This is a genomic window from Tissierella sp. (assembly GCF_032104385.1).
In the GTDB taxonomy this organism is placed as follows: Bacteria; Bacillota; Clostridia; order Tissierellales; family Tissierellaceae; genus Tissierella.
This window is the reverse complement of the sequence record NZ_DAMCHJ010000005.1, coordinates 165133-180286: the sequence shown is the minus strand read 5'-3', so window position 1 is coordinate 180286 and position 15154 is coordinate 165133. Positions and strand designations below refer to the sequence as shown.

The following is a 15154-nucleotide window of genomic DNA, read 5'->3' as shown; positions in this document are numbered from 1 at the left end:
TCTTGGTATACAAATTACCTGACCTATTTGCAGATTGTTTGGATTAATGCCTGGGTTTACTGCCATTATTGCCTCCACTGTTGTATTATATGTGATTGCTAATTTATAAAGTGTATCACCTGATTTAATTGTATAGGCAAACGTTCCCGATGGACATCTTTGTGGAGGAGGCGTTACTGATCCTGGTATACAGATTCTTTGACCTATTTGTAAATTATTTGGATTAATTCCTGGGTTTATTGACATTATAACTTCCACCGTTGTATTGTATGTGATTGCTAATTTATAAAGTGTGTCACCCGATTTAATTGTATAGGAAAAGCTTCCTGTTGGACATGTTCTGTTATTACTCATGCTTACCACCCTTCTTTCATTATTCTATGCATTAATATACTATGCAAAAATATGATTAAGGGTTACTATGTCTAATTCTAAAAATTTTCTATTTTATTTTTTCCTTGATGAGAATTACGCAATTTAAGTTCCTTATCCAGCATAGATAGTACTCTCAATTTATCCAAGCTCCACTTAGGTTCATGTAATAGTTCCTTCTTACCATCCCCCGTTACCCTATGGATTACCATATCTTGGGGAAGGAGTTCAATAGCATCTGCTACTAAAGATACATATTCTTCTCTGCTCATTATGGGAAAAGGATTTCTCATATAATAATCAAATAAGTTTGTATCTCTTTGAATATAAAGGGAATGAAGTTTTATACCCCAATTATTTGTATTTCCAACATATTCTACCGTATCCAACATTTCTTCTTTACTTTCACCTGGTAGCCCTAATATTATATGAGTAACCACCTTAATATTTCTACTTTTTAAATTCTTTATAGCTTCATCATATATGGAAAGTGAATATCCTCTTCTTATAAATCTAGCTGATTTTTCATGGATAGTTTGAAGACCTAATTCTACCCATAAATAAGTTTCTTTATTTAGTTCGAATAATAGATCTAATATCTCTTCTTCTAAACAATCAGGTCTTGTAGCTATTGCAAGCCCTACTACGCCTTCAATATTTATTGCTTCATAATAAAGTCTCTTAAGTTTTTCTATAGTTCCATAGGTATTAGTAAAGTTTTGAAAATAAATTATATATTTATCAGTATCCCATTTTTTTGATAAAAGGTTTTTTTGTTGTTTTACTTGCTCCTCTAAGGAAATAAACCTAGAGCCTGCAAATTCTCCTGAACCTTCTTCACCACAAAATATACAACCATTGGTGCCAACTGTCCCATCTCTATTAGGACATGTAAATCCTCCATCTAAGGATAATTTCATTACTTTCCCACCAAATTCCCTTTTTAATTCTTCATTTAACGTATTATATCTTTTTGACATTATAATTTACTCCTATCCTGATTTTTATAATTCCAACTCAATATATCATATATTTAATTTCCTTTTCATATCTAGGTAAATTTATTTCTATATTCAATAGGAGATATCCCTTCTTTCTTCTTAAATACCCTGCTAAAATAATGCTGACTTTTAAAGCCTACCTTTTTTGCAATTTCAGATATATTTGGATATAATATATCATCTGTTAATAATTCCTTTGCCTTTAAGATTCTTACATTTGTCATATATTCTATAAACGAATAACCTAATTGTTCCTTCATCAAGGTACTTAGATAAGTCTTGTTTATATTAAACAAGCTAGCAACCTTAGGGGGAGATAAATCTATATCTGAATAATTTTCCTCTATATATTTTTTTACTCGTAAAACTATAGCAGATAAATTACCACCTTCCATATTATATATATTTTCATTATCTTTCTGATCATCTTCTCCCAAAGATGACAGCTCACTATTTAATGCCTTTAAAACATTATATAAATCAGTTTTAGGAATAGGTTTTAACAAATAATCAAAAACCTTTAGCTTTAAAGCTCGACGAGCATATTCGAAATCATCATATCCACTTATTATTACTGTATATGAATTAGGATATTTACATTTTAATTGATTAGTTAAATCTAATCCATTTATCATTGGCATATTGATATCCATTAAAAACACATCTGGATTATATTTCTCAGCCATATCTAATGCTTCCTTATAGTCACCCGCTTCACCTACTACTTCAAATTTTAAATCAAACTCCTCTATCCACCTTCTTAAACCCCGTCTTATTTTAGGCTCATCATCAACAATCAATATCTTCCACATATTTATCCTCCATAATGATTGGACAATTAATTCTTGATATAACCCAATCTCTTTCATTTTTAATATCCAGACCATAGTTTTCTCCAAAGGCTAATTTTATTCTTTGATTTACACTATATAATCCAAATCCTATCTTGTCACCATTCTTCTCTTTACCGCTCAAAATATTTTTAATTGTTTTAAGTCTATCCCTCTCTATATTTTCACCATTGTTTCTTACTTCCATTATCAATTCATTTCCTTCTTTAAATATATTTACAATTATTTTAAACCTCGGATTTTTATTATATTTATTTCCATGATAAATTGCATTTTCTACCAAAGGTTGTAATAATACCCTAATAACCCTATACTCCAATAGTGATTCATTACATATGATTTTATAATCTAATTCTTCTTCAAATCTTGCTTGATATATTTGAATATAACTTTTAATATGGCTTATTTCATCCGATACCCTTATAAATTTTTCACCCTTACTTAGCCCTATTCTAAAATAATTACTTAAAGCCTCTATAAGGTCTACAACCTCTATAGCATCATATTCTATTGCAGACCATCTAATTGTATCTAATGTATTATAAAGAAAATGTGGATTTACTTGCTCTTGTAATAATCTTAACTCTATTTCTTTTTTCTCATATTTCACCGTATATAATCTATCTAACATTTGATCAAAACTTTTTTGTAAATCTCCTATTTCATCATTCCTATAATCTTTAAATCGTATTGTTAAATCCCCATTTTCCACCTTCTTCATTAATCCCTGCATCCTGCAAATTGGTTTTACTATGGATGAACTAAATAAGGTTAATAACACTATCAATACTACTCCTATTAATAGTCCAATTTTTATAGCTGACCCCTTTAACCTTTTAGCCCCCTCATATAATCTATATTCTGGAACTTTAAAAGCTATGGTCCATCCTGGGGACTTTTCTATTAGGGATGAAAATTCTATAATATTGACTTTATTATCAATCACAGTATCTTCTCCCCCAATTGGGTTTCCAGATATATCATAAATCTTACTTCCTCCATCATAGAGTTGAATTTTTGAAGCTATATCTTTAATAGTTTCAATAGGAACTGCTGCAGATATATATGAAAATCCCTGATCCATATCCATTGGTAATCTATATAGTATAATTATTATATCTACTTTATTGGACTTGGATTTCAACGGATTACTAATAACAAAAGGAAGTCCTTCTTCATTTATCTTTTTATAATAATCCCTGTTAACTATTGAAAAGTTTGAATTATCTGTTATCCATGCCATTCCAGCCTCATCTATAATCCCTAAAGATTCATATATATTATTATTTCCAAGTGAAAATCTCATATATTCTAAACTTTCATCTAAATTCATATTTAGATAGCCAATTTGTTCTCCAATTAATTTAATTTCTATAATTCTTTCTTCAATCCAATTGGAAATTTGCTCAGACCTAGCATCTACCATTTGTTGAGTCAAGTTCTTACTAAGTGGTATTACTGATTTATCCATCTCCATATCTATATTCCATAATAAAAATATAAACAATATAAATAAACTAACAACTACATACAAAGTTATTTTATTTTGAATTCTTCCCATACTATCCTCCTAATACCATGAAATAGCTCTGAATTTATTATAAGAAAAAACTGTATGATATCATACAGTTTTTTCTTATAATAAATTCTATTCTACTACTTTTTGTCCAGCTATTCTACCAAAAACAATTACATCTGTAACGGCATTTCCTCCTAAGCGATTTGTACCGTGGATTCCACCTGTAACTTCTCCCGCTGCAAATAGGCCTTCTATAACCTTACCATTATTATCCAATACCTTTGCATCTTCATTTATAACTATTCCACCCATAGTATGATGTATAGCTGGTGCTACCTTTTGAATATAGAACGGCCCTTTTTCAATAGTTCTTAATGTTCCCCTTCTATTGAAATCTTCATCCTTTCCACTTTTTACAAATTCATTATATTTTTCTATACTTGCTAAAAGATTGTCCTTATTCACTTCAAAATGTTTTGCTAATTCTTCTAATGTATCTGCTTTATAAATTAAATCCATCTTTTCAAATACCTTATATTCATCTTCATGTACTTTTGTCATATTTCCAACTTCTTCAACCTCTTGTCCCCATATTAAATAGGCTTCATTATTTGTTTGTTCTAGAATAGCCTTAGATATAACGTCTCTTCTATCCATTTCCTCTACAAAACGGTTGCCATCCTGATTTAATAATACAGCACCATCAAATCTAGAATTTGCTACATAGGATATAATTCCTGTTTTAGGGTTACAAGTTGGATATGTTTGAATATATTCCATATGCACAAGGTCAGCACCTAGTTTTTCTGCCATTATAATTCCATCACCTGTAGTTCCTGCTACATCAGTAGTTTTATATTTATCATCTTTATCTGGATCATATTTTACACGCATTTCCTTATTTGCTCCAAAGCCTCCAGTTGCTATAATAACTCCCTTATTAGCATTAAATATAATCTCTTGTCCAGCGGCATTTCTTGCCTTTACTCCAACCACTCTGTTATTATCCATAATTAACTCTTCTGCTCTTGTTTCCATCTTAAATTCCACACCTAATTTATCACCATATTCCTTAAGCTTTCTAATCAATTCAGTTCCATGATTATTTTTAGATATTAAAGCCCTCGGTACTGAATGTCCACCAAATTGTTGAAGACGATCTGGCATAAATTCTACATTTATTTCATTAACTAACCACTCTGTAGTTGGCAGAGCATTTTTGGCTATAACTGTAACTAATTCCTTTTTATTTATATTATCTCCGCCATTCATAGTATCCTCTATAAATAATTCTACACTATCCTCTATTCCTAAAGCTTTTTGTTGTTTTGTTCCTGGGACGTTGAGTCCACCACCAGATACTAATGTATTGCCACCTAAACTGCTCATCTTTTCCAATAATACTACCTTAGCCCCAGAAGATTGAGCCTCTACTGCAGCAGATAATCCAGCTCCACCTCCGCCAATTACTACAACATCATAAGTCTGTTCTAATTCTTCCTCTTTTTCAGCTAAATTAATTTTCTCACCTTTATTAAATATTTCCTCATTTCCTCCAGCCTTTTTTAATGCATCTTTTATGGCTAGTATTAACCCTGCACTGGTATAGGTTGCACCAGTTACACCATCAATATTTACACTTTGATTATCTACTACTGCCCGTGGTATTTTTTCAAAGGCAGCATCACTTAGGACTTCTGTTTCCTTATGTTCCAATACATCTATTGAGGCAACTTTCCCATCCTCTATGGCTACACTCAATCTAATTTGACCACCATTTCCAATTCCAATCCCTTCATACACACCATCTTTATAAGACATACTTCCTTCACTCTTGCCATTTTTACCACAACCTGTTAGTATTCCAAATGTCATTGTAAAAATTAACAGTAGTGATATGATTTTAAAGCTTTTTTTCATTTTAATTCCTCCCTATATATGTACTGTTTGTTAAATATCTATCATCATTATAGAATATATATAGGTATTTGTATTTGCACATAATCAAGATTTTTTGCATTAAAACAATTAAATTAATAATTTTTTAGGTGATTTAGAGTATATTAGTTCTTTATACGAGATTATGAAAAAAATGAAAATCTATTAAACCACTAATCCATTTAATTCTTTCTTTACATTTCTCCAGTTTGAATAATATTTATCCATAATAGCTTTAAACCTCTCTCCGTGCCCTTTTTCTATAAGATGGGCCATTTCATGAACTATTATATATTCAAGACAATGAAGAGGTTTTTTTGCCAATTCAAGATTTAACCAAATCCTTTTTGCATTAGGATTACAAGTACCCCATCTAGTTTTCATCTGTTTAACTCCCCATTCCCCAACTGTTAAATTCATGATTTTTTCCCATTTATTGATCGTAGATGGAATAACAGCCTTTAACTCTTTTCGATACCATTCTTTCATTATCTTTTCTCTTTTTTCTTTATTGCTTCCTTCTTTTACATATAAATCTATATATTTCTTATTTCTAATCTCAACCCTAGATTTATTACTGCTTTGGTATATTACATTTAGTAAATACCTTTGTCCAAAATAATAATGACTTTCACCAGAAACATATTCCAAGTCTGGAATCCTTTCCTGATTTTCAAACTTAGCTTGCTGCTTTTTAATCCAAGGTGTTTTGGCAATGGCAAATAATCTGACCGCATCATCAGTCATCCTTCTCGGTACTGAAATTCTTACTTCACCATTTGGTGGATGAACTGATAGATGAATGTTTTTTATATTCTTTTTTGTTACTTCAATTTCTATATCATTTATAGTTAGTAAAGTCACTTTAATATTCTCCTTTTGAGATTCAACAAGCGCTAATATTTCATCCCCTAAATTTTGTTCCGTTATATACTCTCTTATTAACGCTAATGCAACTCTTTTCTCAGTCTTACTTCCTTTCCATCCTTCTGTGCAATCTTGTCTAATAGCCTTATCTAATTTTATTGCTAATTCTCTATTATTTCCTAAGTTATTATATAAGGCTATCTTAGCCTTTGTATCTATATCCCCAGCTTCATATCTTAAAAGAAGATATCAATACATGAAAAACAATTCACAATAATAGGGTTATAAGTATTTCTATTTACAGTCCTAAACTAGTCACCTATTCAAGTTCTATCTCTTCTCCCCAAATAATTATGGATCTTAATTCTTCCAAATTAATTGGGCTATCAAAACTTCTCTCTACTGTTATTTTTCCATCTTCTGAATAGGATAAAATTATATTTGTTACTGCCTGTGTAATCTTCCCATTCTATTGTATCTTTATCCATTATGGCTTGTTTAACACGTAAGACTCCGTTTTCATTTGCTATTTTCTTATCTATATTATAAATATAGTCATCTATTTCAATATCTCCAATCAAGCTTTCACTTGCTATATTCCTTTCATTTAAATACTTTAAGAAATTAAAATCCACTCCCATATAAGCCAATTTCGTGGTAGAAATTATTATCGTAAAAACTGCTACTAGCGGAAGTAATTTTTTTAATCTTTCAGGGATTCTTTTTGATTTCTTGCTTACTTCTAATTCTCTTTTTCCCTTCAATAATTTGTCATAAATTTCATCTGCTTTTTTTCAGTAGTTTCTATTCCTGCAATAGTATCCCTAACCAATTTAGTGAATTTAGTTCCGAATTCCTTTTTTTCTAGATTGAATGTAACTAATCCAACCATTGTAAGAGTTTTCAAGAATGCTACAGTTGGCATGATGTTTGCCCCAATATACTATCCATCATCTTCCTTGATTTATTCATAGAATTAATTGTTCTTTCTTTGTCTTTAATCATAGAAACAATAAACCAAATTAGAGTTATAATCCAAAGTCCTTTTGTAAAAACATCCATAAAATCTCTCCTTTCTATTTCCTACTTCTAAAATATATACTATTTTGATATAATAAAAGTAACTAAAGTTACTTATAGGAGATTTTTATGAAGGATTTGGATTATATTGATTTTTTACTAAATATCTATTTATTTAGTGAATTTGAAAAAGATAAATTATATTCTATTATTAAAGATAGATTTTTTATAAAAGATTATGGAAAAAATGAAATCATATACTTGCGAAATGAAAAGGCAATAACCATGGATATAATACTGGAAGGAGAAATAGTAGTACATAATATAGATGAAAATGGAAACGTTCTATCCATTATATCCCTTTCAGAAGGAGATACCCTAGGAGAAAACCTTATCTTTTCTGCCAAGAATGAATACCCCATGACTGTAATTGCTAAAAACAATACCAAATTATTTCATATCCAAAAGGATTTGGTTTTAGAATTATGTCAAGAAAATAAAAGGTTTTTAATAAGTTTTCTAGAAATTCTTTCAGATAAGGCATTAGTTTTAACTACTAAAATTCACTCTTTAGCAATGAAGACTATTAGAGAAAAGATTCTGGATTTTTTGACTTTTGAATCTAAAAGACAAAATAGCAATAGAATAAAACTTCCTCTTTCAAAAAAAGACTTAGCTGAGAAGTTTGGCGTTGAAAGACCTTCATTACAAAGAGAATTAAAAAAAATGAAAGATGATGGAATAATAGATTATAACTCTAGAAACATAGTTTTAAAAAAATCTTAACCATGAATAAAAAATACATAATCTTTATTTCAAATTATAACATAATATCTTTTTATAAAAACTTCAGTAAAACCTCCCCTTTCTGTTTCTAAAGATATAAATGAGAATCTATTATGGATTTTAGAGATATTTTATAATATGAAATCAAATCTTTACCTGAAGAAATGGTTATATATCTATAAGTTAGGGATAGACCCTAACTTATAGATTATTTTACACTGTATTCATATATTATTTCATCATATGTTTTCTTATATCTAATTCTTTGGATATCTAATGTCAATCTTTCTCCAGTTCCACTAAATTCAATGGTTCTAATATAATTTATTTTTGCACTATCTCCTTCTACTATTTTTTCATAGTCCCCAGAAAAAGTTCTCTCTGCCTCTATTTTTTCTCCATCTATATCTAAAAACACCTTACTCAATGTTAAGTTTTCATCTGTAGTTATATTTATATAGGTATTTCCTTCTGACTCATAAACCTCATTAATCTTCATATTCTTATCAAAGATTTTAACATCTTTATTTAACTTTCCTTTTCCAAGTTCTATAGTTTCTTTAATATCATGATTTCCTGTAAATGATATTAATTTTATATCTATATCTTTTGTATCATGAGGTAAGGCATCATAAGATATATTAAATCTTCCCCCTTTAGCACTTGTGCTCATGCTTGAACCTTTTTGCTCAACTTCCTTGCCATCGGCTATTAGAATTAGTTCTATATCTTGGGGTATAAATCTTTCACCTTTAATTTGCTCTATTCCTATTTCAACTATATTTTGAATTTTTCCCTTTATAACAGTAGATGTTGGAGATGCTATTAAAGACTTAACTTTTATTTTTCTTTGATCTAATTCAATTTCTTTGTTAATTCCTATTTTTAAACTATGACCCATAGCTTGATTTCTATCTAAGGTAAATGGAATTGTGCCTGTTTCTTTCATACTCATTGAATTCATTGTCATTTCCATTTTTCTCTCAAAAAACATGGGCTTGTCACAAGTCATTACCCATTTCATTTCTGTACCATCTTCATTTGCTTCACCATACCCGCTCTTGCTATAATTAACTCCGAATAACCCTTGTAATCTCATAAACCCAAAATCCCGAGAAGTTTCCTGCACCTTCCCTGAAGGATCTTTTATGGCATAAAATGCTATTAAATTATTATCATCTAACATTATACCATCTAATGTAACTTTAACCCCATTTTTAAATGTATATGATTTATTTATACTTTGACCTTTCCCTAATTCATTTAACTCTTGTAAAGTTCCCTCCATTACATTATCATATCCAGTTAATTTCTTTGCATAATAAGCTAAAGTATCTGCATTATAGCCTATAATTAGCACTGCAATAATTAATGCTGCCACTTTTCCTTTAATATTAAATCTTCTTTTTTTATTAGGTATATTGTCTAGAACATCTCTCAATCTATGTTCTATATCTTCTGGTATTTTCAAACTATTTAATTCATCTCTACTTTCAGTTAATAGTTTTTCAATATTATCCATTTATATCATCCTTTCCACGGATTCTCTTAAATTCTTCATAGCTACATTTATCCTCGATTTTACTGTACCAAGAGGAATTTTAAGTATTTGTCCTATGGTTTCATAGTCAAGGTCTAGAAAATATCTTAATCTAATTACTTCCTGATGATTGGAACTTAGCTTAGATAAGTATTTTTCTAAGACTATTTTATCTTCTGAATTTTCATGGGTTTCATAAACAGCCTCTTCTTTTATATCTTCCAAGAAAACAATCTTCTTTTTCTTTTTTAATATAGTCTTACAAGAATTAACTAATATAGTCTTACTCCAACTGTAAAATGCATCTTCTTTCTTAAGCTTGTGTATATTTTCATATAGAGTTATTATCATGTCTTGCATTGCATCTAAGGCATCATCTTCATTTTTCATATAAACATAGGCTAATTTATAGTATTCTGATTTTTTGACCATAACTAGTTGTAACAAGGCTCCTTTATCCCCACCTTTTGCTTGTTTGATTAATAGTTTTTCCTCCACCTTCTCACCCCTATCTCTATATAAGAGTATTGTAACACTAAAAAAGTTCATTTATATTGAAAGATATTATAATATCTTTCAATATAAATGAACTGACTAATAGCAAAACCCTAATCTCTATTTTATACTTAAAAAGTAGATAGTCCACTCCATTCTTGGAAACGATAAATCAATGTCTTCATAAAGGAATCCTCTCTATAATTTTCATATTCAATGGTATAATTCCCATCTTCATTTGTCCATATCCTATTGAAATAACCTTTTATATCTTCATATAATTTAGTATCCTTTAAAGTCTTAACCATTACATTGGTTTCTAAATTATAATCATCTAAATTTCTCCTAGTCAAATTAGCAGAACCTCCTATTATAATGGCTTGATTTTCTTTTTCTATTATGACCATCTTACTATGATATTGCTCTCCATAAGTATCGTACCACTTTATATCTATGGAATTATTGCTTTTTTTCTTCATTTCGTATGCAACCTGTCTATTAGGAATACCATTTTTCTCAATCCCGAAAGCATCTTTGTTAGGATCTAATATTATTTTTACATCTACTCCCCGTTCATCTGCATTAATTAATTCCTTTATTATATCCCTATGGGATAAATAAAACATACCTATCATAATTTTATTGCCTTTTTTAGTATCTTTAATTTCTTTTATAAGATTATCTCGTATTTTACTTTCAGTTATAAGAGTTATTGTCGTTGAATTGATTTCTTCTACATTTAAGTTGGGAGAAATTTTAAATTCATATTCTCCTTTATAGCCAGATAATTTAGCGATTTCCAATTCAGATGAAATTAAATCCAAAATAATATCTCCATTCATTTTAAATCCTATATTTGAATGATATCCACTAGCATCATGAGGGTTCATAGATGATACAATTGCATTTTTTTCTGAAATAATAACCTTCCTATGATTGGCTTTAAAATTTAATAGTTTTAAATATCCTCTTAATGTAACCTTCGATGAATCAGGTCTGAAAGAATTTGGTAACCAGCCTTTTCCTGATGTTCCAAACCATTTAATTAAACTTCGCCAAATTCCTGAATATATAGGATTCGAATCCCTCAATTTTTCTAAATTAGTAATAATTACATCAATATCATTATCCTTTAATCTTTTTATATAATGGGACTCATATACACCATAAAAATTATTTATTTCATCTGTGATGAATATAATCCTTATCTTTGGATTATTATTTTTCTTTTTAATCAAGGCATTAGTTAATTGTTCTGATATATTCGGATATTCTACTTTAAATTTTCTATTGTAATCATCATTAAATAAAAACATATCCGCAATTATAAAATTTTCTGCCTCTTCAATTAACTTTAATTGTTCCTTGAATATACTTTGTTCCTTAACTGAATTCCCATCTTTTCTATAAGTTAAGTCATATAAAAACTCAATATTTTGAGCATTTCTATCTATGCCTTCAAAGGAAGTTTCTTTTGGTATTGGTGTAATAAATCCATTTAATATAAAAATCGGTATAAGACCTAATATAAGCTTTTTGTATTTAAACTCCTTTTTCATTTGCTTCCCCCATTATAAATTTTATATAATATTTTCTTTAATAATAACATAATTTTTGATAAATTGTTTCAACTTATTTTTTCTTCTTTTTCTATTGCTGTAAAAAATGCTCACTTCTGATTTCAATCTTATTTTGATTTTTATCAGAAATGAGCATTTTTTAATCTAAATACAAATTTAACTTTAATTATTTTTATCACCCTTAGCATTCTCTAGTCTTATTAATAACATAGCTAAAAATATAGCACTAACTCCTGCTACTAATTTACTAGCTATAAATGGAGCAACTGTTTCTTCTGATACTGATGATATATATCCAAGTTGTCCACCAAAAGTAAATGCACCAGATACAACAAAGGAAGCATTTATGATCTTACCCTTTTCGTTCATCTTATGATAAATTCCCAACATAGGAATACAATTAGCCAAAGAACTAAGTATTCCAAGTATGGAATAATCATCTAATCCAAACTCTTTACCTATTTTAGACAAATGTTTGTTTAATATCTTTGATAAAAAATGAAACATTGGGTAGGCACCAGATAATATAATACCAATTTTCACCACAAGCATAGCACCTTCTTCTATAGGCAATATGCCTTTGATTAAATTATATCCAAACATAAAACTAATAATATTTGCAATTAGTCCTATTGTACTGATGATTATAATTATCCTACCAATTATGCTGAAAACCTTAATCATATTGTTTGGAGATTTAAATAGTCCCCAAATTATTATAACGGAAAAGATTATAACCGGTATTAAATTTAAAATGATATCTATGAATTCAATCCCCATCATAACTCCGCCTACAACCATTCCAAGAGGTATAGTAATAATACCTGCTAAGGTTCCTTTAGCAAAGAATTTAAAATCTTCCTTAGATATAAATCCAACTGCTACTGGAATTGTAAAAGAAATTGTAGCACCTAAAATAGAAGCTAATATAAGTCCGTTAAATCTTCCTATTATTTCTGAATGTGCTATTTCAATACTGGTTGCATATCCACCTAGATCTACAGCTAATATACTACTTAAAAAAACAGAAGGGTCTACTTTAATTAATTTAGCTAAAGGATCCAATAGTAATACAAGTTTCTTCCCTATAATTGGGGATAAACTATAGATACCGATTATAGTTAGAGCTAATTCCCCTAGAGCTTTAAATCCTTCATCAAATTTTTCTCCTAATCCAAATCTATTATTTAATATTTTATCTATTCCTGCTATAATTGAAAAAATTATCATTATGTAAATCACTTTGCACCTCAAACTTAATATTATACATCGAACAATAATATATACTATAATCTATATTTAGGCAAGATATAATGTAAAAATAAAATATATCTTGCCTAAAATAAATAGATTAAGGGAGTATTTAAAATTTCCTACAATCTATGAAATAAATCTTTACCTTCCTGATATATAAATTAAACTATAATCCAAACTAGAATGTGGATTAACATAGTATCCTTTTACATACTTGGCTAAAAATGTTGTTAATGATTTGGAATAAGTTGGAGCTATTACACCTGTCCCTACAAGAATTTTTTCTGCTTCTACAAATAATTCTGCCCTTTCTTGGTTGTCAGGAGTATTAGATGCCTTCTCTAATATCTCAACAAATCTATCAGCATCTGGTCCATTCCAACCAGATTTAGCAGTGTTGAAATATCCATTTACAGGATCATATAATTCTAATAAAGCATTAGGGTCATTATAATAAGGTCCCCAACCAGCAGTACAAATATCGTAATCTCCCACATCAACTTTATCCCACATAACATTCCATTCTATCATATCAATTTTTATTTCAACACCTAATTTTTCCTTCCATTGCTGCAATAACCACTCTGCTGATTTCTTAGAATATTCAGTTGTACCCCTTGTAGCATAACTAATATCCATCTTCCCTGGATCCGGATCAAATCCTTCCTCTGTAAGTCCTTCTATTAAAAGTGCCTTAGGGTCTGGATATTGTTTCATAAGTTCCTTTAGAACTTGATTTTTGCCATTAGTTCTTTCGCTGTATAATTCATCTCCAACATTAGTAATCCCTGGCATCAATGAATAAAGTGGCTCTCCCTGTCCTTCTCTTAAATCATCAAGATATTTTTCTCTGTCAAATGCCAATGAAAAAGCCAATCTTATCTTTGGATTTTTAAAATATTTATTTTTACAATTAAATCCTAAAAATTCAGGTGCATTATCAGGTACAACTATAGTTTCAAATCTTCCATCTTCACTAATAAGCTTTTTCCAATCGGGATCATTTGTGTCCTCAATAACATCGATATCCCCACTAATTAATGCCTGTGCAGCTGTAGCAGTATCCTGAATAACTTTTCTCTCAACTTTTTGAAGTTTTATATTTTCTGCGTTCCAATATTTCTCATTTCTAACAAAGGTAATTTGAACATTTGGATCCCAACTTTCCATTATAAATGGTCCATTCATTACAATCTTATCTATAGATGAGCCATATGAGCTTCCATACTCTTCATATTTATCCTGTCTAATTGGTTTTGCCCCAGAAAGCAAATCAAGAAAATATCCATAGGGTTTAGTCAATGTAAATTCAATGGTTTTCTCATCAATTACTTTTATACCAATATCTTCTGGTTTCTTATCATATTTTGGGTTTGTACCATCATTATAAAGTGCTTCTGCAAAGTTTAAAATAATCCCATCAAATAACCAAGCATTAGTAGAACCTATTTCTGGTGTAGCCATTGTTCTAAATGTAAATAAGAAGTCATTTGCTGTTACAGGAACACCATCATTCCATAGGGCATTTTCTCTAATATTAAAAGTATAAACCATTCCATCTTCACTAATTGTCCAGTCCTTTGCTGCTGCTGGCTTTATTATTGAATTGCCATTTTCATCTGCAACATCTGCAACTAAAGTTTCAAAAATAAAATCATGAGTGCCATTATCAGGACCTGTAGTATTGAGCATTGGATTAAGACCTGTTATATCACTCTTATGACTAAACCTATATACTTGTTCTTTATCCATTTGGGTTGTATCTTTATCATTAGAATCCGTACCTATTTCATTTCCTGTATTTGTTGGTGCATCTCCTTTCTTTCCACATCCAGTTAATGTACCGAAACATAAAGTAAAAACAATGATTAAAACTATTACCTTCTTAAAATTTTTCATTTTCTCCTCCTTATTAACATTGATTTTATACT

At 29.4% G+C, this 15154-nt stretch carries 15 protein-coding genes; 1 reads left to right on the top strand and 14 read right to left on the bottom strand.

Translation table 11 applies throughout. The features are described 5' to 3' along the window. The 9 genes from RT714_RS07515 to RT714_RS07475 all read right to left on the bottom strand — a co-directional run. Window positions 1-354 (bottom strand): LysM domain-containing protein (locus tag RT714_RS07515; RefSeq protein WP_313756957.1); only part of this gene is annotated, 354 nt, incomplete at its 3' end. A 77-nt stretch (window positions 355-431) separates the two neighbouring features. Next, window positions 432-1352, bottom strand: coding sequence for a TIGR01212 family radical SAM protein (locus tag RT714_RS07510; protein ID WP_313756956.1), 921 nt, complete (start codon window positions 1350-1352; stop codon window positions 432-434). A gap of 71 nt (window positions 1353-1423) precedes the next feature. Next, entirely contained in the window at window positions 1424-2185 is a 762-nt protein-coding gene (locus tag RT714_RS07505; RefSeq protein WP_313756955.1) for a response regulator, read from the bottom strand. Beyond that, a complete protein-coding gene (locus RT714_RS07500; RefSeq protein ID WP_313756954.1) occupies window positions 2163-3785 on the bottom strand; it encodes a histidine kinase in 1623 nt (540 codons plus the stop codon). Before RT714_RS07500 ends, RT714_RS07505 begins: the two co-directional genes overlap by 23 nt. An 87-nt stretch (window positions 3786-3872) precedes the next feature. Further along, on the bottom strand, window positions 3873-5663 hold the full coding sequence (locus RT714_RS07495) for a flavocytochrome c (protein WP_313756953.1): 1791 nt from the start codon (window positions 5661-5663) through the stop codon (window positions 3873-3875). A gap of 183 nt (window positions 5664-5846) precedes the next feature. Then, a complete protein-coding gene (locus RT714_RS07490) occupies window positions 5847-6545 on the bottom strand; it encodes a SprT family zinc-dependent metalloprotease (protein ID WP_313756952.1) in 699 nt (232 codons plus the stop codon). Window positions 6546-6934: 389 nt separating this feature from the next. Then, window positions 6935-7312, bottom strand: coding sequence for a hypothetical protein (locus RT714_RS07485; RefSeq protein WP_313756951.1), 378 nt, complete (start codon window positions 7310-7312; stop codon window positions 6935-6937). Further along, complete coding sequence (locus tag RT714_RS07480) at window positions 7309-7473, bottom strand: hypothetical protein (protein WP_313756950.1); 165 nt, start codon at window positions 7471-7473, stop codon at window positions 7309-7311. Before RT714_RS07480 ends, RT714_RS07485 begins: the two co-directional genes overlap by 4 nt. After that, window positions 7461-7610: a hypothetical protein gene (locus RT714_RS07475; RefSeq protein ID WP_313756949.1), complete on the bottom strand. Its 150-nt coding sequence runs from the start codon at window positions 7608-7610 to the stop codon at window positions 7461-7463. Before RT714_RS07475 ends, RT714_RS07480 begins: the two co-directional genes overlap by 13 nt. Window positions 7611-7697: 87 nt before the next feature. Here RT714_RS07475 and RT714_RS07470 point away from each other — a divergent pair, with 87 nt between their 5' ends. Further along, window positions 7698-8354 carry a Crp/Fnr family transcriptional regulator gene (locus RT714_RS07470; RefSeq protein WP_313756948.1) on the top strand — a complete coding sequence of 219 codons (657 nt, stop codon included), beginning with the start codon at window positions 7698-7700 and terminating at the stop codon, window positions 8352-8354. A 208-nt stretch (window positions 8355-8562) separates the two neighbouring features. Here RT714_RS07470 and RT714_RS07465 read toward each other — a convergent pair whose 3' ends face one another. The 5 genes from RT714_RS07465 to RT714_RS07445 form a co-directional block, all read right to left on the bottom strand. Beyond that, window positions 8563-9876, bottom strand: a complete 1314-nt coding sequence (locus tag RT714_RS07465; protein WP_313756947.1) for a DUF4179 domain-containing protein — start codon at window positions 9874-9876, stop codon at window positions 8563-8565. Beyond that, window positions 9877-10392: a sigma-70 family RNA polymerase sigma factor gene (locus RT714_RS07460; RefSeq protein ID WP_313756946.1), complete on the bottom strand. Its 516-nt coding sequence runs from the start codon at window positions 10390-10392 to the stop codon at window positions 9877-9879. 128 nt (window positions 10393-10520) lie between these two features. Further along, window positions 10521-11948 carry a phospholipase D family protein gene (locus tag RT714_RS07455; protein ID WP_313756945.1) on the bottom strand — a complete coding sequence of 476 codons (1428 nt, stop codon included), beginning with the start codon at window positions 11946-11948 and terminating at the stop codon, window positions 10521-10523. A gap of 183 nt (window positions 11949-12131) precedes the next feature. After that, a complete protein-coding gene (eutH, locus tag RT714_RS07450) occupies window positions 12132-13211 on the bottom strand; it encodes an ethanolamine utilization protein EutH (protein WP_313756944.1) in 1080 nt (359 codons plus the stop codon). A 153-nt stretch (window positions 13212-13364) separates the two neighbouring features. Then, window positions 13365-15122, bottom strand: a complete 1758-nt coding sequence (locus RT714_RS07445; protein ID WP_313756943.1) for a peptide ABC transporter substrate-binding protein — start codon at window positions 15120-15122, stop codon at window positions 13365-13367. Between the last annotated feature and the right edge of the window lie 32 nt (window positions 15123-15154).